A 23334-nucleotide genomic window follows, 5' to 3' on the forward strand; every position below is an offset into this window, starting at 1 on the left:
GCCTGCCGCCAAGCGGGCTGGCTGAGACCACGAAGGGCTCGAAAAAGGACCACTCCTCGTCCGTCAGCAGTCCGCGGATCAACGCTGATCTCCATCCCAGAGATCAGCTTCGAATCACACTCCACCGCGTCGAGGGAATCCCCCCTCAGGTCAGTTTGTCCACGTGGCCTAGACAGCGCGCTCCCAGGCGTCGCCGCCCTTGGCGCAAGCGAGGGTGCTCGGGGCCTTCCGGGTCCAACTGATACGCGGGCTCTGGCGCACCATGACCATGCCGACCTCGCCACCAGCCAAATCACAGTGCCACAGTTTCATCCACGGCGGGTCGGGATCGCCGGTGGGTAACTGATACGCCCGGCGTCACCGACGGCCGTATCATGCGGCGCTCGGTCCGACCGCCGCCCCAATCCGCAGAAGCACCCGCCGGCACGAGGCCTGCCGGCCTCAGCGCCCCACCGCGTAGCCCTGCATGCCGCGCGGGTTGGCGCCGGCGAAGATCTGCCCGTCCGGCTCGCGGCGCGCGCCGGTCAGCCGGCCCTCGCTCCACTCGCCGCCCATCTCCGCGCGGTGGCCGCGCGCCATGAGATCGGCCAGCACGGCCGGCGCGTAGCGGCCCTCCAGCACCAGCTTCCCCGGCTGCGCCCCGCGCGGCCAGAAGGAGGAGATCCAGTGCTCGGAGTGGAAGGCGGGCAGGTCGATGGCCTGCTGGATGTTGAAGCCGTGCGCCAGCATCCGCGCGAGCATGATGGCCTGCCACTGGTCCTGCTGCTCGCCGCCCGGGGTGCCATAGGCCATCCAGGCCTCGCCGCCGCGCAGCACGAGCGAGGGCGAGAGGGTGGTGCGCGGCCGCTTGCCGGGCTTGAGCCCGTTGGGCAGCGTCTCGTCCAGCCAGAACATCTGGCAGCGCGTGCCGAGGCAGAAGCCGAGCTCGGGGATGGCGGGCGAGGATTGCAGCCAGCCCGCGCTGGGCGTGGCGCTGACCATGTTCCCCCATCGGTCGATCACGTCCACATGGCAGGTGTCGCCCCCCGAGGCGCCGAGGCGCGAGACGGTGGGCTCGCCCGTGCCGGCGGCGGCCGCCATCTCCTGCGCGCGGCGGATGGCGGCCGCGTAGTCCACCCCGCGCACGGGCCGGCCCTCTGGGGCGCCGGGGCGGAACTCCAGGGAAGCCTCCGCGCCGATCAGCCCCCGGCGTTCGGCGAGATAGGCGTCGGAGAGAAGGGTCGCCAGCGGCACATCCGTGAAGTCCGGGTCGCCCAGCCAGGCCTCGCGGTCGGCGTAGCTGAGCTTCATCGCCTCGGTGACGACATGGACGAACTCCGCGCCCAACGGGTCCATGGCGGCGAGGTCGAAGCCCTCGATGAGGCCGAGCGTCATCAGCAGCGTCGGGCCCTGGCTCCAGGCCCCGCATTTGAGGACGGTGCAGCCCATGAAGTCCCGCGCCACGGGCGCCTCCACGCCCGCGCGCCAGCCGGCCATGTCATGGGCGGTGAGCACGGCGGCGTGGCGGCGGCCGGAGGTGTCCATCTGCGGGGTGCGGCCGAAGCGCTCGATGGCCTCGGCGACGAAGCCGCCATACCAGGCGGCGCGGGCGGCCTCGATCTCCTGCTCGCGCGACCGGCCAGGCGCCTCGGCCTCGCGGATCAGCCGGGCATAGGTCTCGGCCAGCACCGGGTTGCGCCAGAGCCGGCCGGGCTGCGGCCCGCCGTCGCGCAGCCAGAGCGCGGCGGAACTCGTCCATTCCTGCTCGAAGAGGGGGCGGACGGTGGCCAGCGTCTGCACCACGCGCGGCACCATGTGCGCGCCGCGCGCGGCGTAGCCGATGGCGTAGTCCAGCACGTCGCGCAGCCGCCAGGTGCCGTGCTCGAGCAGCATGCGCGCCCAGGCGTCGAAGGCGCCGGGGATGGGGGCGGCGAGGAAGCCCGTGCCCGGCATCATGTCGAGGCCGAGGCCCTTCACATGCGCGACCGTCAGCCCCGCGGGCGCCGGCCCCTGGCCGCAGATCACCTGCTGCGTGTTCGTCGCGGCGCTGTGCAGCAGGATGGGGCAGTCGCCGCCCGGCCCGTTGAGGTGGGGCTCGACGATCTGCAGGGTGAAGCCGGCGGCGGCGGCGGCGTCGAAGGCGTTGCCGCCGCGCTCCAGCACGCTCATGCCCACCTGCGAGGCGATCCAGTGGGTGGAGGCGACGGCGCCGAAGGTGGCGGCGATCTCGGGGCGGGTGGTGAACATGGGCGCGTCCTCGTTTCGCCTCCGTTCAAGGCCGGGGGCGGCGGCGCGTCAACCATGCCGCCCCGGCGCATGCAGGGCGGGCATGACCTCCTGGCGCGGCGCGGAGGGCGGCGAGGCTTGCGCGGCGCGGGGTTTTGCGCCACACCGCGCCCGCCCGCGGGGAGCATCCGCGCGGGCAATCCACACGCGGCGCGCCCTTCCCCCATGTGGCGAGGGTCCGGTCCCGGAGCGATCCGGGGTTCGCGCCGCGGAGGCCCAACCGGACGGAACAGGAAGGACGATCGCAGATGGCGATGCCTGAAGTCTCTCTGCGCCAGCTTCTCGAGGCGGGCGTGCATTTCGGCCACCACACGCGGCGCTGGAACCCGCGCATGGCCCCCTACATCTTCGGCGTGCGCAACCAGGTCCACATCCTGGACCTGCAGCAGACGGTGCCGATGCTCGAGCGCGCCCTGCGCGCGGTGCGCGAAACGGTGGCCGCCGGCGGGCGCGTGCTGTTCGTCGGCACGAAGAAGAGCGCGGCCGACTACGTGGCCGAGGCCGCGACGCGCTGCGGCCAGTATTACGTCAACCACCGCTGGCTGGGCGGCATGCTCACCAACTGGAAGACGATCACGGGCTCCATCAAGCGCCTGAAGGAGATGGACGCGCGCCTCTCCGGCGACGTGCAGGGCCTGACCAAGAAGGAAATCCTCATGCTGACGCGCGAGAAGGAGAAGCTCGAACGCGCGCTCGGCGGCATCCGCGAGATGGGCGGCCTGCCCGACATGCTCTTCGTCATCGACGTGGTGAAGGAGAAGCTCGCCATCCAGGAGGCGAACACGCTGGGCATCCCGGTGGTGGCCGTGGTGGACAGCAACGCCGACCCCTCGGGCGTCACCTACCCGATCCCCGGCAACGACGACGCGATCCGCGCGATCAACCTCTACTGCGACCTGGTGGCGGCCGCCGTCTTCGACGGCATCTCGGCCGAGCTGCAGGCCTCGGGCGCGGACATCGGCGAGCTCGCCGCGCCGCCGGCCGAGGAGGCGCTGCCCGTCGAGGATCTCCCGGCCGCCCAGGCCTGAACGAAACCTCTCCGAACTCTGGCACGCTGAGGAGCACGGCCATGGCCGAGATCACCGCCGCGATGGTGCGCGAGCTGCGCGACAGGACGGGCGCGGGCATGATGGACTGCAAGAAGGCGCTGACCGAGAGCGGCGGCGACATGGAGGCGGCCGTGGACTGGCTGCGGAAGAAGGGGCTTTCCGCCGCCGCCAAGAAGTCCGGCCGCGTGGCCGCCGAGGGGCTGATCGGCGTCGCCTCCGGCCCCGGGGTGGCCGCCATGGTCGAGGTGAACGCCGAGACGGACTTCGTGGCGCGCAACGAGGCCTTCCAGAGCTTCGTCTCGGAGGTGGCGGGGCTGGCTCTCTCGGTGGGCGAGGACATCGAGGCGCTCAAGGCCGCGACCTTCCCGGGCACTATGCACTCCACCCAGGAGGAGCTGACGCGCCTGATCGCCACCATCGGCGAGAACATGACGATCCGCCGCGCCAAGGTGTTCCGCGTCGAGAACGGCACCGTCGCCACCTATGTCCACAACGCGGTGAAGCCGGGCCTCGGCAAGATCGGCGTGCTAGTGGCGCTGGAGGGCGAGGGCGAGGCGCAGGTGGTCGAGACGCTCGGCCGGCAGATCGGCATGCATGTGGCCGCCACCAACCCGCAGGCGCTCGACATCGCCTCCGTCGAGCCCTCGGCGCTGGAGCGCGAGCGCGCGGTGCTGACCGAGCAGGCCCAGGCCTCGGGCAAGCCCCCCGCGGTGATCGAGAAGATGGTCGAGGGCCGCATCCGGAAGTTCTACGAGGAGGTGGTGCTGCTCGAGCAGGTCTGGGTGCATGACGGCGAGAGCCGGGTGAAGGCGGTGGTGGAGAAGGCGGGGCTGAAGTGCACCGGCTTCGCCCGCTTCCAGCTCGGCGAGGGCATCGAGAAGCAGGTGACGGACTTCGCCGCCGAGGTCGCCGCCCAGGCCGGCGTCTGAGCCCCGGACCGGAACCGCATGGCGGGGCGGTGCGCTGGACGCGCGCCGCCCCGCTGTTACAGTCGCCCCCGGCAGCACCAGCCCCCCACGCCAGCCCCCGGAACGCCCGATGACGGATACGCCCCGCTACAAGCGCGTGCTGCTGAAGCTCTCGGGCGAGGCGCTGATGGGCGAGCGCAGCTACGGCCTCGACACCGCCACGCTCAAGGCCATCGCGCAGGACATCAAGGCGGTGGTGGAGCTGGGCGTGCAGGTGGCGCTCGTCATCGGCGGCGGCAACATCTTCCGGGGCATGGCGGGGGCGGCGGCGGGGATGGACCGCGCCCAGGCCGACTACATGGGCATGCTGGCCACGGTGATGAACGCGCTCGGCGTGCAGTCGGCGCTGGAGCAGATCGGCGTGCACACGCGGGTGCAGAGCGCCATCCCCATGGCCTCGATCTGCGAGCCCTACATCCGCCGCCGCGCCATCCGCCACATGGAGAAGGGCCGGGTGGTGATCTTCGCCGCCGGCACGGGCAACCCCTTCTTCACCACCGACACGGCCGCCGCGCTGCGCGCGGCCGAGATGGGGTGCGACGCGCTGCTCAAGGGCACCCAGGTGGACGGGGTCTATGACAGCGACCCGCGCAAGAACCCCGATGCGCAGCGCTACACCACCCTGTCCTACCTCGAGATGCTCTCGCGCGACCTCGCGGTGATGGACGCCGCCGCGATCTCGGTGGCGCGGGAGAACCGCCTGCCCATCATCGTCTTCAACATCCACGAACCCGGTGCCTTCACCGAGGTGATGCAGGGCCACGGCCGCTTCACCACGGTGACCGACACCCCCTGACCGCCGAGGGAGCACGCCATGGCCGCCGCGCCGCCCGACCTCAAGACGCTGAAGGCCGATCTGACGCGCCGCATGGACGGCGCGCTGGAGACGCTGAAAAAGGAGTTCTCCGGCCTGCGCACGGGGCGCGCCGCGCCCTCGCTGCTGGAGCCGATCCGGGTGGAGGCCTATGGCGGCCACCAGCCCCTCTCGCAGCTCGGCACCGTCTCGGTGGTGGGGCCCGCCATGCTCTCCGTCCAGGTCTGGGACCGCTCGGTGGTGAAGGCGGTGGAGGTGGCGATCCGCGATTCGGGCCTCGGCCTGAACCCGCAGGCCGAGGGCCAGGTGATCCGCGTCAGCCTGCCGCCGCTGACCGAGCAGCGCCGCAACGAGCTGGCCAAGCAGGCCGCCAGGTATGCCGAGGCCGCGAAGGTGGCGGTGCGCGGGGTGCGCCGCGACGGCATGGAGCAGATCGCCGCCTGGAAGAAGAAGTCCGAGATCAGCGAGGACGACGCCAAGCGCTGGTCCGACGAGGTGCAGAAGCTGACCGACGAGCACGTGAAAAAGGTGGACCAGGCGCTGGCCGAGAAGGAAAAGGACATCAAGACCGTCTGATGCCCGCCGCCCCCGCCCTTGCCGCCGCCGCACCGCCCGCGGCCCCGCGCCATGTCGCCATCATCATGGACGGCAACCGGCGCTGGGCCGAGGCGCGCGGCCTGCCCGTGGCGCTCGGCCACCGCGCGGGGGCGGAGGCGGCGCGCCGCGCCATCGAGGGGGCGATCCGCGGGGGGGTGGCCTGGCTCACGCTCTTCGCCTTCTCCTCCGAGAATTGGTCCCGCCCCGCCCAGGAGGTGCAGGAGCTGACCGCCCTGCTGCGCCACTATCTGGGCTCGGAGGTGGCGCAGCTCGACAAGGAGGGGGTGCGGCTGCGCGTCATTGGCGAACGCGAGCGCTTCGGCGAGGAGACGCGCCGGCTGATCGAGGCGGCGGAGGCGCGCACCGCGGCCAATGTGCGGCTGAACCTGACGGTGGCGCTCTCCTACGGCGCGCGGGCGGAAATCCTGGCCGCGGCCCGGCGCATCGCCGCCGCCGCCGCCCGCGGCGAGCTGGACCCCGCGGCGCTGGACGAACGCGGCTTCGCCCAGCACCTGTTCACCGCCGGCATGCCGGACCCCGATCTGATCATCCGCACCTCGGGCGAGCAGCGCATCTCGAACTTCCTGCTCTGGCAGGCGGCTTATGCGGAGTTCGCCTTCCTGCCCGTGCTCTGGCCCGATTTCGACGCCGGGCATTTCGCCGCCGCGCTGGCCGACTACGCGGCGCGCGAGCGGCGCTTCGGCGCGCGGCCGGGCTGATGGCGGGGCGCTGAGCGGGTGGGCGCGCCGGCCGCAGGCCGCTGGGGCGACCTGCGCACGCGGGCGCTGACCGCCTTCGTGCTGGGGCCCGCCGCGCTGGCCTGCATGTGGCTCGGCGGCTGGTGGTGGGCGGGGCTGATGGGGCTCGGCGTGGCGGGGCTGGCCTGGGAGTGGGTGCGGCTTCTCGGCGGCTCCACCCGCTCCCTGCCCGGGGCGCTGCTGCCGCCGCTGGTGCTGGCCGCGCTTCTGCTCTCCGCCCTCAGCCTGGCGCTGCCCGGGCTGCTGCTGCTGGCGGGCGGGGCGGTGCTGGCCCATGCCGCGGCGCGCCGCGCCGGGGGGCGGGTGCCGCCCGGCTGGCTCGCCTTCGGCGTGGCCTATGTGGGAGTGGCCGGGGTGGCGCTGATCGCGCTGCGGCAGGACGATCAGGCAGGGCGGGAGAATGTGATCTTCCTCTTCCTCCTGGTCTGGGCCAGCGACATTTCCGCCTATCTGGCGGGCCGGCGCTTCGGGGGGGCGAAGCTCTGGCCCGCCGTCTCGCCCAACAAGACCTGGGCGGGGGCGCTGGGCGGGCTCGCGGGGGCGCTGGGCGTGGGCGGGCTGGCCGCGCTGGCCTTCTCGGAGGGGCTCGATCCCGGGCGGCTCGTGCTCATCTGCCTCGCGCTCGGCCTCGCCGCGCAGGGGGGGGATCTCTTGGAAAGCTGGATCAAGCGACGATTTGGAGTAAAGGACTCGTCGGGTCTGATCCCCGGCCATGGCGGACTGTTCGACCGGCTGGACAGCGTGCTGGCCGCGGCGCCGCTCGCGGCGCTGCTGGGCGCGATGCTCGGCCCCGGGGTGCAGTTGTGGAGGTAGAGGTGGCTCAGGCGCCGGTGCGCAGCATCACGGTTCTCGGCAGCACCGGCTCGATCGGGCGCAGCACCCTGGCCCTTCTGGAGGCCGCCCCGCCCGGGCGCTTCCGCGTGGAGGCGCTGGTCGCCGGCAAGGATGTGGCGGCGCTGGCCGCCCAGGCCCGGGCGCATCACGCGCGGCTCGCCGTGGTGGCCGATCCCGCGGCCGGCCCGGCCCTGGCCGAGGCGCTGGCCGGCACGGGCATCGAGACGGCCGCGGGCCCCGAGGCGGTGATCGCCGCCGCCGAACGCCCCGCGGACTGGACCATGGCCGCCATCGTCGGCGCGGTGGGGCTGCGCAGCACCCTCGCCGCGCTGCGGCGCGGCGGCACCCTCGCCCTCGCCAACAAGGAGAGCCTGGTCTGCGCCGGGCCGCTGGTGCTGGAGGCGGCCCGGGCCTCCGGCGCCACGCTGCTGCCGGTGGATTCCGAGCACAACGCCATCTTCCAGGCGCTGATGAGCCGCGGGGAGGAGGGCTACGCGGCGGTGGAGAAGATCATCCTGACCGCCTCGGGCGGCCCCTTCCGGGACTGGACCCTGGCGCAGATGGCGAAGGCCACGCCGGAGCAGGCGGTGCGCCACCCGGTCTGGTCCATGGGCGCCAAGATCAGCGTGGACAGCGCCACCATGTTCAACAAGGGGCTGGAGGTGATCGAGGCCGCCCGCCTCTTCGCGCTGCCGCCGGAGCGGATCGAGGTGCTGGTGCACCCGCAATCGGCCGTGCACGGCCTCGTGCAATACGCCGATGGCTCGCTGATTGCGCAGCTCGGCACGCCCGACATGCGCACGCCCATCGCCCATTGCCTGGCCTGGCCGGAGCGGATGCCCGTCTCGGTCGGCCGGCTGGATCTAGCGAGCCTCGGCCGGCTCGACTTCGCCGCGCCCGACCCCGCGCGCTTTCCCGCCCTGCGCCTGGTGCGCGAGGCGCTGGCCGCCGAGGGCGGCGCGCCCTGCGTGCTGAACGCGGCGAACGAGGTGGCGGTGGCGCTCTTCCTCGCGCGCCGCCTGGGCTTCCTCGACATCGCGGCGGTGGTGGAGGAGACGCTCGCCACGCTCGGCGACGAGCCGGTGGGCGATCTCGCCTCCGTGCTCGATCTCGACGCCCGGGCCCGGCGCCACGCCGAGGGCTTCGCCGCGCGCCGGGCGGCGGCCTGAGGTTCCCCCCATGCTCGAATTCCTCCCCGATGCGGTGCGCACCGTCCTCGCCTTCCTCGTGGTGCTGGGGGTGCTGATCTTCTTCCACGAGCTGGGCCACTACCTCGCCGCGCGCTGGCGCGGCGTGCATGTGGACGTGTTCTCGATCGGCTTCGGCCGGGCCATCGCGCGCTGGACGGACCGGCAGGGCACGGAATGGCGCATCGCCTGGATCCCGCTCGGCGGCTATGTGAAGCTGCACGGGCAGATCCCGCTGGGCGACACGCCGGAGCCCGAGACGGAGAACCTCCGCCCCGGCCGGACCTTCCACGACAAGCCGGTGGGCGACCGCGCGATCATCGTCGCGGCCGGGCCCATCGCCAATTTCGTGCTGGCGGCGGTCCTTTTCGCCGGGCTCTACGCCACCCATGGCGTGCCGCGGGGCATGACGACGCTCACCGCCGTCGCGCCCGGCTCCGCGGCCGAGCAGGCGGGGCTGCGGCCCGGCGATTCGCTGCTGGCGCTGGATGGCCAGCGCGTGACGCGCTTCGACCAGGTGCAGCGCCACATCCAGCCCCGCGCCGGCCAGCCGGTGGCGGTGCGCCTCGAGCGCGAGGGGCGGGAACTCACGCTGATCGTGGTGCCCGGGGTGCGGCCCGGCAGCGAGGGCCAGCCGGTGGGGGTGCTCGGCGTGCAGGGCGGCCAGGGGCGCTTCGAGCGGCTGGACCCCTTGCGCGCCAGCGTGGCGGGCGTCGTCCAGGTCTGGGAGATGAGCGCGGCGACGCTGGTCGGGCTGTGGGAGATGATCACCGGCCAGCGCAGCGCGCGCGACCTGGGCGGGCCCATCCGCATCGCCGAGGTCTCGGGCGAGGCGGCGGGTCTCGGCCTCGTGCCGCTGGTGAACCTGATGGCGCTGCTCTCCATCAGCCTCGCGCTGCTGAACCTCTTTCCGATCCCGCTGCTCGACGGGGGGCATCTTCTTTTCTACGCGGCGGAGGCGCTGCGCGGCCGGCCGCTGCCGCCGCGCGCCATGGAGGCGGGATTCCGCATCGGCTTCGCCCTGCTGGTCTGCCTCTTCGTCTTCGCCACCTGGAACGACATCGCCCATGGTGGTATCGGCCGCTGGGTGAGCGGCCTGCTGGGCTGAGCCCGCGCCCCGCCGCGCCCGGCCCCGCGCCGGGGCGGACCGGGGTGGCGGCGGCGGCCCGGCCCGTCTATGTTCCGCCGCCGCGCCGTCGTCGAGGGAAGCCCGCGCCTTGAACACCACGCTCCGCGTTCTTCTGCTGGCCAGCGCCTGCGCCGTGGCGCTGCTGCCGCCCTCCGCGGGCTCCCAGCCGGCCGAGCGCGCCGCCCCGCGCGCCGCCGAGGCGGGCGGGCCGATCAGCGCCGTGGTGGTGCGCGGCAACCAGCGCATCGAGGCGGACACGATCCGCAGCTACATGCTGCTCCAGCCCGGCGACCTCTACGACGCCGACCGGGCGGACCGCAGCCTGCGCACCCTCTTCGCCACCGGCCTGTTCCGCGACGTGCGCATCGCCCGCGACGGCACGCGCCTCGTCGTCGAGGTGCAGGAGGCGCCGATCGTCAACCGCGTCGCCTTCGAGGGGAATCGCCGCGTCTCCGACGACGTGCTGGCCGGCGAGGTGCAGCTCCGCGCCCGTTCGGTGCTGACGCCGCAGCTCGTGCAGCTCGACCGGCAGCGCATCCTCGACCTCTACGCCCGGCGCGGGCGCTTCGGCGCGCGCGTCGAGCCCAAGATCATCGAGCTCGACCAGAACCGCGTGGACCTCGTCTTCGAGATCGTGGAGGGCGACACGGCGCTGGTCGCGCGCATCAACTTCGTCGGCAACCAGGCCTTCTCGGACGCGCGGCTGCGCGACGTGATCTCGACGCGCGAGCAGGCCTTCTACCGCTTCCTCTCAAGCTCCGACACCTTCGACCCCGACCGCCTCGCCTTCGACCGCGAGCTGCTGCGCCGCTACTACCTGCGCAACGGCTACCCCGACGTTCAGATCCAGGGCGCGACGGCCGAGCTCGCGCCCGACCGCTCGGGCTTCTTCATCACCTTCCAGATCGAGGAAGGGCCGCGCTACAGCTTCGGCACGGTGGAGATCACCTCCGCCTTCCCCAACCTCGACACCGCGAGCCTGCGGCGCTTCCTGGAGGTGAACCCCGGCTCCTGGTACGACGGCGACGCGGTGGAGCGCACCGCCCAGGCGCTCTCGGACGCGGCGAATCTGCGCGGCTTCCCCTTCGTGGACGTGCAGCCGCAGATCGTGCGCGACACGGAGAACCGCAAGGTCAACATCACCTTCGCCATCAACGAGGCGCCGCGCGTCTTCGTCGAGCGCATCGACATCGAGGGCAACACCCGCACCCAGGACCGGGTGATCCGCCGCGAGTTCCGCCTCGCCGAGGGCGACGCCTTCAACGCCGCGCAGGTGCGCCGCTCGCGCGAGCGCATCCGCAACCTCGGCTTCTTCTCGGACGTGCAGATCACCAACGCGCCCGGCTCCGCGCCCGACCGCACGGTGCTGACCACCCGGGTGAACGAGCGCGCCACGGGCGAGGTGAGCATCGGCGGCGGCTACTCCACCGACGCGGGCTTCCTGGCCGATTTCGGCATCCGCGAGCGCAACCTCTCGGGCACCGGCATCGACGCGCGCATCGCCGCCACGGTGGCGCAGCGCCGCAGCCAGGTGGACCTCTCGGTGACCGAGCCGGCCTTCATGGACCGCAACCTCGCCGTCGGCGCCGATCTCTTCTACGTGCAGCGCAACCTGCTGCTGATCTCGGGCTTCAACGAGCGGCGCGCGGGCTTCTCGGTGCGCATGGGCTACGAGTTCAACGAGCGGCTGCGCCAGTCCTGGGCCTACAGCCTCGTCAACCGCGAGGTGTACAACATCCAGCCCGGCACCTCGCGCTTCGTGACGGAGCAGGCGGGCACCACGCTGCTCAGCCAGATCAGCCAGACCCTCGTCTATGATACGCGCGACAACCCGATCGAGGCGCGGCGCGGCTATGTGCTGCGCCTGGGCACCGACCTCGCGGGGCTGGGCGGCGATGTGGCCTATCTGCGCACCCGCGCGGACGCCGCGCTGTTCCTGCCGCTGGAGCGCGCCTTCGGCCACCAGGACTATGTGCTGACCATCTCCGGCAGCTTCGGCTACCTCTCCAACTTCGACAGCAGCCGGCGCGACCGTATCGTGGACCGCTTCTTCCTGGGCGGCGAGAACCTGCGCGGCTTCGCCATCGGCGGCGCCGGCCCGCGCGACCTCGCCACACGCGACGCGCTGGGCGGCCGGCTGATGTGGACGCAGAGCACCGAGCTGCGCTTCCCCCTGCCCGGGCTGCCGGACGAGATCGGCCTGCTGGGCCGCGCCTTCGTGGATGTGGGCTCGCTCTCGCGCACCGTGGCGGGCGCCGGCATCGGCGACACAGCGACGCCGCGCGTCGGCGCGGGCGTCGGCGTCTCCTGGCGCAGCCCCTTCGGCCTCATCAACATCGACATCGCCCATGCGGTGGCGAAGCAGAGCTACGACGAGACCCAGGTGGTGCGCTTCGGCTTCGGCACCCGCTTCTGATCGCAAGGACAGGCACACCCGACATGACATCGCTCCGGCTTCCGCTCGCCCTTCTCCTGGGCCTCCTGCCCGGCATGGCGGCCGCCCAGCAGAACCAGGAGTGGTTCGTGCCGGGGCAGCAGCGCCCGCCCCAGGCCCAGCCGCAGCGCCCGCCGCAGCAGCCGCAGCAGGGCCAGCGCCCGGCGCAGCAGCCCCAGCAGGCGCAGCGCCCCGCCGGGCAGCAGCCGCCGGCCGCCGTCATCGGCGTGGTGGACATCCAGGAGGTGCAGCGCCTCTCCACCGCCGTGAACCAGCTCCGCGAGGAGATCGAGCGGCGGCGCAGCCGGCTGAACGAGGATCTCCAGCGCGAGCAGAACGCCTGGCGCGAGGCGCAGCAGAGCCTCGCCAACCAGCGCGCGCAGCTCACCGCCGACCAGATCCGCCAGCGCGAGCGCGAGCTGCAGGACCGCATCACCGCCTCGCAGACCATCTTCCGCAACCGCAGCCAGGCGATCGAGCAGGCGGCGCAGCAGGCGCTGGTGCAGATCGAGGAGTCGCTCGCCAACATCGTCCGCAGCGTGGCGCAGGCGCGCAACATCAACCTGGTTCTGCCGCGCCCGCTCGTGATCATGAACGCGCCGGAGTTCGACCTGACCGAGGAGGTGGCGCAGCAGTTCAACCGCACCATGCGCCAGGTGAACATCCCGGCGGAATCGGACGGCAGCGCCGCGCCCGCCGCCGCCGCCGCGCCCCGCGCCGCCGCCCCGGCGCAGCAGCCGCGCCGGAACTGAGGCCGGGCGCCCGGGCCCGCATGGCGGCCGATCCGCGCTTCTTCCCCCAGGCGGGGCCGCACAGCCTCGCGGCCCTGCTCGCCGCCACCGGCGCCGAGGCCGACCCCGCCGCCGCACGGGAGCGGCTGTTCGAGGGCATCGCCGCGCTCGCCGAGGCGGGGCCGACCCAGCTCTCCTTCTGCGACGGGCCGCGCCATGCCGAGGCGCTGGCGGCGACACGGGCCGGGGCGGTGCTGGTGCCGCCCGCGCTGCGGGAGCGGGTGCCGGAGGGCTGCCTCGCCCTGCTCACCCGCACGCCGGGCTTGGCTTTCGCCCGGGCCGCCGCGCTCTTCCACCCGCCGCCGGCGCCGCGGCCCGGCATCCACCCCAGCGCCGTGATCGGCGAGGGGGCGGAGATCGGCGAGGGCTGCGAGATCGGCCCCTATGCGGTGGTGGGGGCCCGGGCGCGGCTCGGGCCGGGCTGCGTGCTGGGCCCGCACGCGGTGGTGGGCGAGGCGGTGGTGCTCGGCCCCGGCTGCCGCATCCATGCCCATGCCTCGATCAGCCACGCCATCTGCGGGGCCGGGGTGGTGCTGCACCCGGGCGCCCGTGTGGGGCAGGAGGGGTTCGGCTTCCTGCCCGCCCCCGATGGCAGCTTCGTCACCATGCCGCAGCTCGGCCTGGTGCGGCTGGGGGACAGGGTGGAGATCGGCGCCAATGCCTGCGTGGACCGCGGCAGCCAGGGCGATACGGTGCTGGGGCCCGGCACGCGCTTGGACAATCTCGTGCAGGTGGGCCACAACGTGCAGGCGGGCCGAGGCTGCGTGCTGGTGGCGCAGAGCGGCGTCTCCGGCTCCACGCGGCTCGGGGATTTCGTGACCATCGCGGCCCAGGCGGGCTTGACCGGGCATCTGAGGGTGGGCGATCGCGCGCGCATCGGCGCGCAGGCGGGCGTGATGCGGGACGTGCCCGCGGGCATGGACATGCTGGGCAGCCCCGCCCTGCCCGTGAAGGAAGCCATGCGCGGCTTCACGCTCCTGCGGCGGCTGGTCGAGCGGTCGCGCGCCGCGCCGGGAAAGGGGGACGAATAGCGAGATGGACCAGGCCAGCACGCCGCCCGAGACGATCGGCGCCTACGGCATCATGCAGGTGATGGAGGCGATCCCGCACCGCTACCCCTTCCTGCTGGTGGACCGGGTGGTGGAGATCCGCCCCGACCACTCGGCGGTGGGGATCAAGAACGTCACCATCAACGAGAGCTTCTTCCAGGGCCATTTTCCGGCCGAGCCGGTGATGCCCGGCGTGCTGCTGATCGAGGCCATGGCGCAGACGGCGGCCGTGCTGGTCGTCGCCACGCTGGGCGAGGCCTTCAAGGGCAAGCTCGTCTATTTCATGTCGGTGGAGGGGGCGAAGTTCCGCCGCCCCGTGGTGCCGGGAGACCAGGTGCGGATTCATGTCAGCAAGGCGCAGCGGCGCATGAATGTCTGGAAGTTCACCGCCGAGGCGAAGGTGGAGGGCGCGGTGGTCGCCGAGGCCACCTACGCCGCCATGATCCGGGACCGGTGAGCGGCGTGGACAGCATCGCCCCCTCCGCCCTCGTCCACGCCTCCAGCGTCATCGCCCCGGGCGCCGTGATCGGCCCGGGCTGCGTGATCGGCCCCTTCTGCACCATCGGCCCCGAGGCGGTGCTGGAGGAGGGGGTGGAGCTCCTCTCCCATGTCGTGATCGAGGGGCGCGCGCGCATCGGCGCGGGCGCGAAGCTCTCCGCCTTCGCCTCGGTGGGGCTGCCGCCGCAGGATCTCAAGTACAAGGGCGAGCCGACGGGGGTGGAGATCGGCCCGCGCACCCAGCTCCGCGAGCATGTGACCGTCCATCGCGGCAGCGTGGGCGGGGATGGCGTAACGCGGGTGGGGGCCGACTGCCTGCTCATGGCCTGCAGCCATGTCGGCCATGACTGCCAGGTGGGGGACCGCGTGATCCTCGCCAACAACGTCATGCTGGGCGGGCATGTGCGGCTGGGCGAGCAGTGTTTCCTCGGCGGCGGGGCTGCCATCCACCAGACGGTGCGCATCGGCCGCCACGCCATGGTGGGCGGTCTCGCCGGCGTGACCAACGACGTGCCGCCCTTCGCCAATGTCTTCGGCCTGCCGGCGCGGCTGGTGGGCCTCAACGTGGTGGGGCTGCGCCGGCGCGGCTTCTCGCGCGAGAACCTGCACGCGCTGCGCGCCGCCTACCGCCTGCTCTTCCGCGAGGCCGGCGTCTTCGCCGAGCGGCTGGAGGCGGCGGCCCAGCGCTTCGCCGGCGATGCGCTGGTGGAGGAGGTGATCGCCTTCCTGCGCGCCGGCGACAGGCGGCGCGAACTCATCCGCCCCGGCCGCATGGCCGCCGAGGCCAACGGGGAGGAGGAGGAGGGCTGATGCGCCGGAGCCCGGGGCGGGCGTGAAGCTCGGCGTGCTGGCCGGCGGCGGGCCCTTCCCGCGCCGGCTCGCCGATGCCTGGCGCGCCCGCGGCGGCGAGACCTTCGTGGTCTGCCTGCGCGATTTCGCGGACCCCGCGCTGTTCGAGGGCCATCCCTGCATGGTCGAGCGCGCGGGGGCGGCAGGCGCCATCCTCGCGCGGCTGCGCGCGGAGGGGGTGACGCATCTCGTCCTCGCGGGCCGGGCGAAGCGCCCCTCCTTCGCCACGCTCTGGCCCGATGCCTGGACGGCGCGGCAGATCGCGCGCCTCGGCCGCGCCGTCCTCGGCGGCGACGACGCGCTGCTGCGCGCCATCGCCGAGGTGCTGCGCGAGGAGGGCTTCACCCTGCTCGCCCCGCAGGAGGTGCTGGGCGATGCGCTGGCCGAGGAGGGGCTGCTCGCCGGCCCCGCGCCGGACGAGACGGCGGAGGCCGACATCGCCCGCGGCATGGCGGTGCTGGCCGCCCTCTCGCCCGTGGATGTGGGCCAGGCGGTGGTGGTGCAGCAGGGGCTGGTGCTCGGGATCGAGGCCATCGAGGGCACGGACGCGCTGCTCGCCCGCGCCGGCGCGCACCGGCGCGAGGGGCCGGGCGGGGTGCTGGTCAAGCTGCCCAAGCTCGGGCAGGACATGCGGCTCGATCCGCCGGTGATCGGACCGACGACCGTGGAGGGCGCGGCGGCGGCGGGGCTGCGCGGCCTGTGCATCGCCGCGGGCGGCACCGCCATCGCCGACCGCGCCGCCACCCTCGCCCGGGCCGGGACGCTCGGCCTGTTCATCGTCGCGCGCCGCTGGGGCGCCCAAGGAGAGACGCCATGACCGAAAGCTTCCGCTACCTGCACACCATGCTGCGCGTGGGCGATCTCGATCGCTCCATCGCCTTCTACACCACCCATCTCGGCATGAAGGAGCTGCGCCGGCGCGACGTGCCGGAGGGGAAATACACCCTCGCCTTCCTCGGCTATGGCGACGAGGCGGCGCACACGGTGCTGGAGCTGACCTACAACTACGGCGTCTCCAGCTACGAGATGGGGACGGCCTTCGGCCACCTCGCCATCGGCGTGCCCGACATCTACGGGCTGTGCGAGCGGCTGCGCGCGGCGGGGGTGAAGATCACGCGCGAGCCGGGGCCGGTGAAGTTCGGCACCACGCTCATCGCCTTCATCGAGGATCCGGACGGCTACAAGATCGAGCTGATCGAGCGGCGCTGAGGCGGCCGGCGGGACCGCCGGCCTTGTGGGAACCATACCGGCGGCCGCCCGTGTCTCAGGCCGCCGCCCGCACCGTCGCCAGGGCCAGCACGCGGCGCATGGCCGCGGCCGTCGCCGCGTCGGCGTTGAGTGCGATGCCCGCACGGCCCTCCTGCACATGGGCCACGCGCCCGCTCAGCCTCTCGCCGCCCAGCGCCAGCGTCACCGCATCGCCGGGGGCGAAGGGGAAGGGGCCGGAGAGGGCGAGCCCCACCCCCGCCTCCGACAGGTCGCACGTGGTGAGCGCGAGCGGCGGGCCCGCGCGCCCCTGGACCTCGACGGGCAGGGCGGCGGCCTGGCGCTCGAAGCGCCGCGCGTCCCCGTCGCGGCGCAGCGCGGCGAAGAACTCCTCCACCTCGCGGTCGATGGCCTGGGCGTCCTGGGCCAGCGCCTCCGCCGCCGCCTGCACCTCCGCGGCCGCGCCGCCGGCCTGCCGCGCCTCGCGCGAGAGGCTGCCCGCGCGTTCGGTGACGCGGCGCATGTGATCGGCCACCCGGGCGATCACGCCGGTGATCTCCTGCGTGGCGATGCGCTGCTGCTCCACCGTCTCGCTGATGCCCCCGGCCACCGCGTCGAGGGATTGCACCACGCCCACCATCTCGCGCAGCGCGGCCACGGCGGATTCGGTGGCCTCGCGCACCGCGCCGATGCGCTGGGCGATCTCGGCCGTGCCCTGGCCGGTCTGCTGGGCGAGCTGCTTCACCTCCTGCGCCACCACGGCGAAGCCCTTGCCGGCCTCCCCCGCGCGCGCCGCCTCGATGGTGGCGTTGAGCGCGAGGAGGTTGGTCTGCTCCGCGATGCCCTCGATCATGCGGACGACCGAGCCGATCTGGCCGGTGCTCTCCACCAGCCCGGCCACGAGCCGGTCCACCGCCTCGGCCTTCTGCACGGCGCCGCGCACCGCCTCGGCCGCGCCCTCGGCCTGGCGGCCCACCTCGCGGGCGGCGACGGCGAGCTCCTCGGTCGCGGCCGCCGCCGCGCCCAGCTCCTGCGTGGCCTCGTCCGAGGCGCGGTGGGTGCCGGCAGAGTCGCCCTGCACCGCCTCGGCCACATGGCGCATGCCCGCGGCCGAGCCCTGCATGGCCTGGGAGGCCTCCTTCAGTCGGCGCAGCACCCCGCCCACGGAGCCGCTGAACTCGCCGATCGCGGCCATCATGGCCTTCTGGCGGTTCGCGCCCCGCGCCCGTTCGGCCTCGAGCTGCGCCTCCTGCGCCTGCTTCTCGGCCAGCGCGAGGCGGAAACCGTCGAGCGCGCGGGCCAGCACGCCGATCTCGTCGCGCCGGTCGCAGCCGGGCACGGCGCGATCGAAGGCGCCGCCCGCGATGGCGCCCGTCGTCTCGGCCAGCGCCGCGATGGGCCGCGCGATGCGCCGCGCCAGCAGCAGCGCCGCCACCGCGGCCAGTCCGATCAGGCCGATCAGCGCCCCGAGGAGCCACAGCCGCGCCCCGCGCTGCAGCGCCACGATCTCCTGCGCGTCCTTCGCCAGCACCAGCACCGCGGCCGGCGCGCCCGAATAGTTGGGCAGCGGCATGGCGAGGAGCAGGTGCGGCCGCCCCCGCCAGTCCATGATGCGCCCCTCCCGCCCCGCGGCGAGATCCTCGCGCAGCGCGGGGGGCAGGCTCTCCTCCGTCGTCGCCAGCCGGGCGAGCTGGCCATCCGCGCCCGGCGCATGCAGGGCCGCCTCCACCGCCAGCCGCTCGCGCAGCGCCTGCATGAAGGGCTGGCCGAGCGCGAGGCCGAACTCGACCGTGCCGAGATGCCGCCCCTCCTGCACCACGGGCTGCACCCCGCGGAAGCCGAGGCCGGCCACGCCGCCCTCCAGCCCGCGAATCGGCCGCCGCTCGCGGTTCGCGCTGACCACGGTGCTGCGGAAGCCGGAGAGGTCGTCGCCGAAGCGGGCGGGCTGGTGCACGCGCAGGAAGGAGGTCGCGGGGGCGTGGTGGAACTGGAACTGGTCCACCGCCACGCCCTCGCGGCGCAGGGCCTGGAGCATCGGCGCGGTCGCCGCCAGCAGCCGGGCGCGGTCCTGGCGGGCGAAGGCCTCCACCACCTCCGGCGCGGCGGCCACCGCGGCGGCCAGGGCGGCGGCGCGGGCGCTCTGCCCCTCCACCATCTCGGTCACGGCCTGGCGCAGCGCCTCGCTCTCGCGGCGCAGGGTTTCGGCCACCAGCCGGCGCTGGACGAGTTCCGCCGCCAGCGCGGCGGCGAGGCCCGCGAGCACCACCAGCCCGATCAGGGCGGCGGAGAGGGTGCGGCTGAGCGAGGCCTTGGGGGTGCGGGCGCTTCCGATTTTTCGTGACATGTCCTGGACAGCCTTTTCGACATCACCGGCGAGGGTGCCGCCCAGAACTGCCGTCACAATCCTTGCGGAAGGGTGTAAGGCGCTGATTTCAATATATCATCTGGCCTTGGATCGGGCTCGTACCAGCGGCCGCCGGTATGCCTGCGTTTCGGCGCGCAGCCGCCACGCCGGGGCCCCAACGCGGCGTGCCGCGCTGGGTGGCGCCAACCCGCCGCGCGAGCCGGGCGGCGGGCCCGCCGCCCCTGTCAGAAGCTGTAGCGCAGCCGGGCGGTGCCGCTCGCGTTGCGGGTGTTGCCCGAAATCTCGCTGTCGAGCCGCGCGGTGAAAGTGAGGCGCGAGGTGAGCGGCGCCTCCACGCTCGCCGAGAGCAGCGCCGCATTCGCCTCGGGCCGCGCGCCGCGCACGGTGAAGCCGGCATCGGGCAACCCGCTCAGCCCCACGCCCAGCGCGGCGTCGCGCTGCAGGTAATGGGCCCAGGCCAGGCGCGCGCCGGCGCGCAGGCTGCGCCCGCCCAGCTCGAAGCTGCCCTGCACCTGTGCGCCGAGCTCGCTGCGCAGCATGCCCTGCCCCTGCCCCGGCACGGTCACGCCGCCCGTGGTGTCGCGCTCGGCGCCGCCGCGGATCTGCGCGTGCTGCCACTGGATCGCCGCGACGGGCTGCACGCGCGCGCCACCCAGTGCCACGCCGTCATGCACCGCCTGGGCCCGCAGCGAATAGACCTGGCCATCGAGGCCGTTGCGCGCACGCTCCGCCACCACAGGGGTCACGGTGCGGCGCGTCGAGGCATCCATGAAGGTGACGCCGGCCGCGCCCGCGAGGGTCACGCTGCCCAGCCGCGTCTGGCCATGCACGCCGATCTGCCCGAAGCTCGCCCGCGCCGAGCCCATGCCGCCGCCGAGCCGCGCCTCCGCCTCGCCCGCGGCGAGGGCCACGCCCGCGGAACCGAGCCCGCTGACGCCGCGATCCAGCCCGAGCACGAAGCCCGATGCGCGCGTCGTGCGCGCGGCCGAGCCGTCGCTGCCGCTGCCGGCCACCCTCTCCTGCCCGCCGGTCGCGCTGCCCCAGACATGCAGCCCGGCCGGGAACGCGCGCGGGGCGAGCATGGCGCCCAGGAACTGGCCGCCCGCGGCGAAGCCCATGGCGGGCACCGCCGTCGCCACCTCGCCGGAGAGCTGGTTCACCGCCGCGCCGATGCGCTCGGCGGGCTGGTTGTAGACGTTGAAGAAGCGCGACATGTCGGCGCCCGCCCGGTTGCCCGCATCCAGCGCGGCCGCGACCGAGCGCTGGTTGAAGGTGACGAGGCGCACGGGGGCGGGCGTGGCGGCGGCGGGCTGCGGCGCCTGGGGCTCGACCGGCGTCTCCGGCGTCACCAGCAGCGCCGGCTCGAGGAAGAGCCGCACCTCGGTGGCGGAGGTGGTGACGCGCGGGGTGACGCCCGCGCCGAAGGCGCCCTGGGTGGAGACCTGCGCGAAGCTGCCCGCGACGCTGCCCGCCTGCAGGATCACATAGGGCGTGTTGAAGCTGTAGCTGCCGCCCAGCGCCACGAGCTGCAGCGTGCCGCCGAGCGTGGCGAGGCCCGAGACGAGGATGCGGTCGCTGCTCGCGCCCTGGACCTCGATCACGGTCGTCGCACCCGGGTTCAGCGTGAGGCTGGCGAGGCTGATGGTGCCGATGGAGTTGCCGGGCGAGAGCCGCCCGTTCACCGTCACGCCGCCCAGCGTGCCGCTTCCGCCGAGCGTCGCGCCCGCATCCACGGTGACGGAGGCGCTGGCGGGAAGCTGCCCGTTGATCACCAGCCTGCCGCCCCGCACCACCGCGCCGGAGGTGCCGGTGAGGCTGCCGGTGATGGTCAGCACGCCGGCGTTCACGATGGTCTGGCCGGTGTAGGTCAGCACGCCGCTCAGGATGAGGTTGCCCGTGCCGTTCTGCTCCAGGTTGCCGCTGCCCTGGATGGCGTTGGAGAAGGTCACGGTGTCGGAGCGGTTGAAGGCGAGCGTGCCGTTGTTGGTGATGGTCCCGCTGCCCAGGCTGCCCGTGGCGCCGCCATCGCCCACCTGCAGCCGGCCCGCGAGGATCGTGGTGCCGCCCGTGTGGGCGTTGCCGCCCGTGAGGATCAGCGTGCCGCTGCCCGCCTGAACCAGCGTGCCCGGGCCCGAGATGCTGCCGCCGAAGGTCAGGCTGTCGGAGCGGTCGAAGCGCAGCGTGCCCGCGTTCGCCACGGCCCCGGCCAGGCTGCCCGTGGTGCCGCCATTGCCGATCTGCAGCGTCCGCCCGGCCTCGATGCTGGTGCCGCCCGTGTGGGTCAGCGCCCCCGTCAGGATGAGCGTGCCCGCGCCCGCCTGCACGAGCAGCCCCGAACCCGCCATGTTGCCGCCGAAGGTCAGGCTGTCGGAACGGTCGAAGCGCAGCGTCGCGTTGTTCATGACGGCGCCGCCGCCCAGCGTGCCCGTCGTGCCGCCATTGCCGATCTGCAGGATGCCGGCGTTGATGGTGGTGCCGCCGCCATAGCTGTTGGCGCCCGTCAGGATCAGCGTGCCGGCGCCCAGCTTCATGAGGCCGTTGCCGCCCGTGATGCTGCTCGAGAGGATCGAGCCGCCGCTGTCGGGCGTGATCCTCAGCGTGGCGCCCCCCGACATGACGAGGCTGCCCTGGATCACGGAGGTCGCGCCCAGGGTCAGGTTGTTCACGCCGCCGGTGAAGCGCACCGCGTGGCGCGTGGTGCCGTCCGCGGCGAGGCCGCCCGTGATGGTGCCCGCGTTCGTGATGGACAGCCCGCTGCCGCTGATGCCCGCGCCGCCCGCGCCGCTCGTGCCCAGCCCCGCCTGGCCGCCGGTGACGACCGCGCCCTGGTTGATGGTGAGGCTCGCGCCCATGCCGGCCGAGATGCCATCGCCCCCCGCGCCGCCCGCGCCGCGCGTGCCATTGTCCCGCAGCCCGCCATCCCCGCCGTCCCCGCCGGTGACGGCCGAGCCGACGGAGAGGCTCGGCGCGAAGCCGGTCAGCGCGAGCCCGTGGCCGCCCGCCCCGCCGCCCGCCGCGCGCGTGCCCAGGCTGTCGCCGCCGCGGCCGCCGGCGCCGCCGGTCAGCGCATGGGTCAGGAGGCCCTGGTTGCCGTCGCCGGTGACGACGGCGCCCCAGCCGCCCGCGCCGCCGCCACCACCGGAGTTCGACCCCCCATCGCCACCCGCGCCGCCGGCGCCGCCGGTCCTGGCCGAAAAGGGCAGCGCCGCGCCGACGGCGCCATGGGCGCCGCCACCGCCGCCGCCACCGCCGTTGCCGCCCGTCCCCGACTGGCCCGCCGCGCCCGCCGCGCCCGGGGTGGCGCCCCCGGCGCCGCCGGCCACGCCGCCGAAAGAGGTGCCGCCCGCGCCGCCGGTCACCCCCGCGCCGCCGCCGCCGCTGCCGAAGGAGGCCGTGCCGTCCCCGCCCGCCGTCGTGGCGTTCGAGGCGCCGCCCGCGCCGAAGCCGGCGTTGGCCGTCCCGCCCTGCGGGTGTGCCGGCGCGGCGCCCAGAACGATGAAGGCGACGAGCGCCGTGCTGGCGAGCAGCGCGCTGCGGCCCGCCGGGTGGAAGGGGAGATGCCGGAGGGCCATGGGCGTCCTGTCCAGAGTTGAGGCCCCCAGCTTCCGCGACGAAGCTTTCCACTTCGCGAAGGATCCCGCTTCCGCCGCGCGGCCGCCCCCCGTGCCGTCATGCCAGCGGCCGCCTGTATGCTCGTGTCTCGGCGCGCAGCCGCCACGCCGGCCCGGCGTGCGCGACGCGTCCGGCGCGGCCGCCGGCCGCCTCAGGCCGCCCGTCTCAGCCGCGCCCGCGCCGCCATTCCCGCCAGGCGATGGCCAGCACCGGCGAGGACTCCACCGCATAGCGCCGCCACAGCCGCCGCGGCTCGCTCAGCAGGCGGTAGAGCCATTCGAGGCCGGCGCGCTGCATCCAGCCCGGCGCGCGCGCCACCTCGCCCACCAGGAAGCGCAGCGCGGAGCCGACGGCGAGCCCCGTGCCCGTCAGCCCCTCCGTGGCGGCCAGGCGCTGGAGGAAACGCTCGGACTGCGGCGCGCCGGTGACGACGAAGACGAAGCGCGCGGGCGCCGCGCGCAGGAAGGCGATGGCCGCCTCCACCGCCTCGGGCTTCTCCATCCAGCCCATCGGCGGCGCGTGCAGCCGGAGCGCGTTAAGGCCGAAGCGCGCGCGCAGCGCCTCGGCCAGCGCCGCATCGCCGCCCACCACGGCGATCGGGTCATCGGGCGCGATGTACCGCTCGAAGAGCAGCCGCGTCACGTCGCTGCCGGTGGCGACGGGAAAACCCTCGCCGGTGGCGAGCCGCGACAGCCGGGCGAGGATCCGGCTGTCGTTCAGCCGCAGCCAGGCCGCCTCATAGGCCGCGCGCAGCGGATGGCCGGGCCGGTCGAGCAGGACGAGGTGCTGCGCGTTGGCCGTGACCACATAGGCGAAGGGCGCCCCGGCGGGGCGGGCGGCGATCAGCGCCGCCGCCTGCCCGGCGTCGAGCAGCGCGAGCGGGATGACGCCCAGCATCGCGCGCTCGGGCGGGCGCTCCATCGCAAGGC

General features: G+C 74.1%; 19 protein-coding genes. 15 read left to right on the forward strand and 4 right to left on the reverse strand.

What is annotated here, in order from left to right:
* Nucleotides 1-441 precede the first annotated feature (441 nt).
* On the reverse strand, nucleotides 442-2226 hold the full coding sequence (locus H596_RS0114190) for a gamma-glutamyltransferase family protein (protein ID WP_027285444.1): 1785 nt from the start codon (nucleotides 2224-2226) through the stop codon (nucleotides 442-444).
* A 287-nt stretch (nucleotides 2227-2513) separates the two neighbouring features.
* Between H596_RS0114190 and rpsB the strand changes: the two genes are divergently transcribed.
* The 15 genes from rpsB to gloA all read left to right on the forward strand — a co-directional run bounded on the left by rpsB (nucleotide 2514) and on the right by gloA (nucleotide 16431).
* Nucleotides 2514-3293: a 30S ribosomal protein S2 gene (gene rpsB / locus H596_RS0114195; RefSeq protein ID WP_037301557.1), complete on the forward strand. Its 780-nt coding sequence runs from the start codon at nucleotides 2514-2516 to the stop codon at nucleotides 3291-3293.
* Nucleotides 3294-3334: 41 nt separating this feature from the next.
* Nucleotides 3335-4243: a translation elongation factor Ts gene (tsf, locus tag H596_RS0114200; protein WP_027285446.1), complete on the forward strand. Its 909-nt coding sequence runs from the start codon at nucleotides 3335-3337 to the stop codon at nucleotides 4241-4243.
* A gap of 109 nt (nucleotides 4244-4352) precedes the next feature.
* Nucleotides 4353-5078, forward strand: a complete 726-nt coding sequence (pyrH, locus tag H596_RS0114205; protein WP_027285447.1) for a UMP kinase — start codon at nucleotides 4353-4355, stop codon at nucleotides 5076-5078.
* An 18-nt stretch (nucleotides 5079-5096) separates the two neighbouring features.
* Nucleotides 5097-5672 (forward strand): ribosome recycling factor, encoded by a 576-nt coding sequence (gene frr / locus H596_RS0114210; RefSeq protein WP_027285448.1) that lies wholly within the window; start codon nucleotides 5097-5099, stop codon nucleotides 5670-5672.
* Nucleotides 5672-6412 carry a polyprenyl diphosphate synthase gene (uppS, locus tag H596_RS0114215; protein WP_027285449.1) on the forward strand — a complete coding sequence of 247 codons (741 nt, stop codon included), beginning with the start codon at nucleotides 5672-5674 and terminating at the stop codon, nucleotides 6410-6412. The genes frr and uppS overlap by 1 nt, the downstream gene beginning before the upstream one ends.
* An 18-nt stretch (nucleotides 6413-6430) precedes the next feature.
* Nucleotides 6431-7264: a phosphatidate cytidylyltransferase gene (locus H596_RS0114220; protein ID WP_027285450.1), complete on the forward strand. Its 834-nt coding sequence runs from the start codon at nucleotides 6431-6433 to the stop codon at nucleotides 7262-7264.
* Nucleotides 7265-7266: 2 nt separating this feature from the next.
* Nucleotides 7267-8454, forward strand: coding sequence for a 1-deoxy-D-xylulose-5-phosphate reductoisomerase (dxr, locus tag H596_RS0114225; RefSeq protein ID WP_245584017.1), 1188 nt, complete (start codon nucleotides 7267-7269; stop codon nucleotides 8452-8454).
* Between the two features lie 10 nt (nucleotides 8455-8464).
* Nucleotides 8465-9580: an RIP metalloprotease RseP gene (rseP, locus tag H596_RS0114230; RefSeq protein ID WP_027285452.1), complete on the forward strand. Its 1116-nt coding sequence runs from the start codon at nucleotides 8465-8467 to the stop codon at nucleotides 9578-9580.
* Nucleotides 9581-9689: 109 nt separating this feature from the next.
* Nucleotides 9690-12017, forward strand: a complete 2328-nt coding sequence (gene bamA, locus H596_RS0114235; RefSeq protein ID WP_027285453.1) for an outer membrane protein assembly factor BamA — start codon at nucleotides 9690-9692, stop codon at nucleotides 12015-12017.
* 23 nt (nucleotides 12018-12040) lie between these two features.
* Nucleotides 12041-12787, forward strand: coding sequence for an OmpH family outer membrane protein (locus H596_RS0114240; protein WP_027285454.1), 747 nt, complete (start codon nucleotides 12041-12043; stop codon nucleotides 12785-12787).
* A 20-nt stretch (nucleotides 12788-12807) separates the two neighbouring features.
* Entirely contained in the window at nucleotides 12808-13857 is a 1050-nt protein-coding gene (gene lpxD, locus H596_RS0114245) for a UDP-3-O-(3-hydroxymyristoyl)glucosamine N-acyltransferase (protein WP_027285455.1), read from the forward strand.
* Nucleotides 13858-13861: 4 nt separating this feature from the next.
* Nucleotides 13862-14332, forward strand: a complete 471-nt coding sequence (gene fabZ / locus H596_RS0114250) for a 3-hydroxyacyl-ACP dehydratase FabZ (protein WP_027285456.1) — start codon at nucleotides 13862-13864, stop codon at nucleotides 14330-14332.
* Nucleotides 14329-15183: an acyl-ACP--UDP-N-acetylglucosamine O-acyltransferase gene (gene lpxA, locus H596_RS21715; protein ID WP_156910134.1), complete on the forward strand. Its 855-nt coding sequence runs from the start codon at nucleotides 14329-14331 to the stop codon at nucleotides 15181-15183. Before fabZ ends, lpxA begins: the two co-directional genes overlap by 4 nt.
* Nucleotides 15184-15205: 22 nt before the next feature.
* The gene (locus H596_RS0114260) at nucleotides 15206-16039 is read left to right on the forward strand and encodes an LpxI family protein (protein WP_027285457.1); all 834 of its coding nucleotides are present in this window, start codon (nucleotides 15206-15208) and stop codon (nucleotides 16037-16039) included.
* On the forward strand, nucleotides 16036-16431 hold the full coding sequence (gloA, locus tag H596_RS0114265; protein WP_027285458.1) for a lactoylglutathione lyase: 396 nt from the start codon (nucleotides 16036-16038) through the stop codon (nucleotides 16429-16431). Before H596_RS0114260 ends, gloA begins: the two co-directional genes overlap by 4 nt.
* Before the next feature lie 55 nt (nucleotides 16432-16486).
* On the opposite strand, the gene H596_RS21720 is transcribed toward gloA, so the two are convergent.
* The 3 genes from H596_RS21720 to H596_RS0114280 all read right to left on the reverse strand — a co-directional run bounded on the left by H596_RS21720 (nucleotide 16487) and on the right by H596_RS0114280 (nucleotide 23326).
* Nucleotides 16487-18772 (reverse strand): cache domain-containing protein, encoded by a 2286-nt coding sequence (locus H596_RS21720; RefSeq protein ID WP_051213083.1) that lies wholly within the window; start codon nucleotides 18770-18772, stop codon nucleotides 16487-16489.
* A 245-nt stretch (nucleotides 18773-19017) separates the two neighbouring features.
* Nucleotides 19018-22365: an autotransporter outer membrane beta-barrel domain-containing protein gene (locus tag H596_RS0114275; RefSeq protein ID WP_027285459.1), complete on the reverse strand. Its 3348-nt coding sequence runs from the start codon at nucleotides 22363-22365 to the stop codon at nucleotides 19018-19020.
* 205 nt (nucleotides 22366-22570) lie between these two features.
* Nucleotides 22571-23326, reverse strand: a complete 756-nt coding sequence (locus tag H596_RS0114280) for a WecB/TagA/CpsF family glycosyltransferase (protein ID WP_027285460.1) — start codon at nucleotides 23324-23326, stop codon at nucleotides 22571-22573.
* Nucleotides 23327-23334 lie beyond the last annotated feature (8 nt).

Source organism: Rubritepida flocculans DSM 14296 (assembly GCF_000425365.1).
In the GTDB taxonomy this organism is placed as follows: Bacteria; Pseudomonadota; Alphaproteobacteria; order Acetobacterales; family Acetobacteraceae; genus Roseococcus; species Roseococcus flocculans.

What these genes read in the sequence shown, in the direction of transcription:
- gloA (WP_027285458.1), top strand. Translation starts at nt 16,036, where the DNA reads ATGACCGAAAGCTTCCGCTACCTGCACACCATGCTGCGCGTGGGCGAT.
- lpxD (WP_027285455.1), top strand. Translation starts at nt 12,808, where the DNA reads ATGGCGGCCGATCCGCGCTTCTTCCCCCAGGCGGGGCCGCACAGCCTC.
- tsf (WP_027285446.1), top strand. Translation starts at nt 3,335, where the DNA reads ATGGCCGAGATCACCGCCGCGATGGTGCGCGAGCTGCGCGACAGGACG.
- uppS (WP_027285449.1), top strand. Translation starts at nt 5,672, where the DNA reads ATGCCCGCCGCCCCCGCCCTTGCCGCCGCCGCACCGCCCGCGGCCCCG.
- frr (WP_027285448.1), top strand. Translation starts at nt 5,097, where the DNA reads ATGGCCGCCGCGCCGCCCGACCTCAAGACGCTGAAGGCCGATCTGACG.
- H596_RS0114275 (WP_027285459.1), bottom strand. Translation starts at nt 22,365, where the DNA reads ATGGCCCTCCGGCATCTCCCCTTCCACCCGGCGGGCCGCAGCGCGCTG.
- H596_RS0114280 (WP_027285460.1), bottom strand. Translation starts at nt 23,326, where the DNA reads ATGGAGCGCCCGCCCGAGCGCGCGATGCTGGGCGTCATCCCGCTCGCG.
- fabZ (WP_027285456.1), top strand. Translation starts at nt 13,862, where the DNA reads ATGGACCAGGCCAGCACGCCGCCCGAGACGATCGGCGCCTACGGCATC.
- pyrH (WP_027285447.1), top strand. Translation starts at nt 4,353, where the DNA reads ATGACGGATACGCCCCGCTACAAGCGCGTGCTGCTGAAGCTCTCGGGC.
- rpsB (WP_037301557.1), top strand. Translation starts at nt 2,514, where the DNA reads ATGGCGATGCCTGAAGTCTCTCTGCGCCAGCTTCTCGAGGCGGGCGTG.
- rseP (WP_027285452.1), top strand. Translation starts at nt 8,465, where the DNA reads ATGCTCGAATTCCTCCCCGATGCGGTGCGCACCGTCCTCGCCTTCCTC.
- H596_RS21720 (WP_051213083.1), bottom strand. Translation starts at nt 18,772, where the DNA reads ATGTCACGAAAAATCGGAAGCGCCCGCACCCCCAAGGCCTCGCTCAGC.
- H596_RS0114240 (WP_027285454.1), top strand. Translation starts at nt 12,041, where the DNA reads ATGACATCGCTCCGGCTTCCGCTCGCCCTTCTCCTGGGCCTCCTGCCC.
- H596_RS0114190 (WP_027285444.1), bottom strand. Translation starts at nt 2,226, where the DNA reads ATGTTCACCACCCGCCCCGAGATCGCCGCCACCTTCGGCGCCGTCGCC.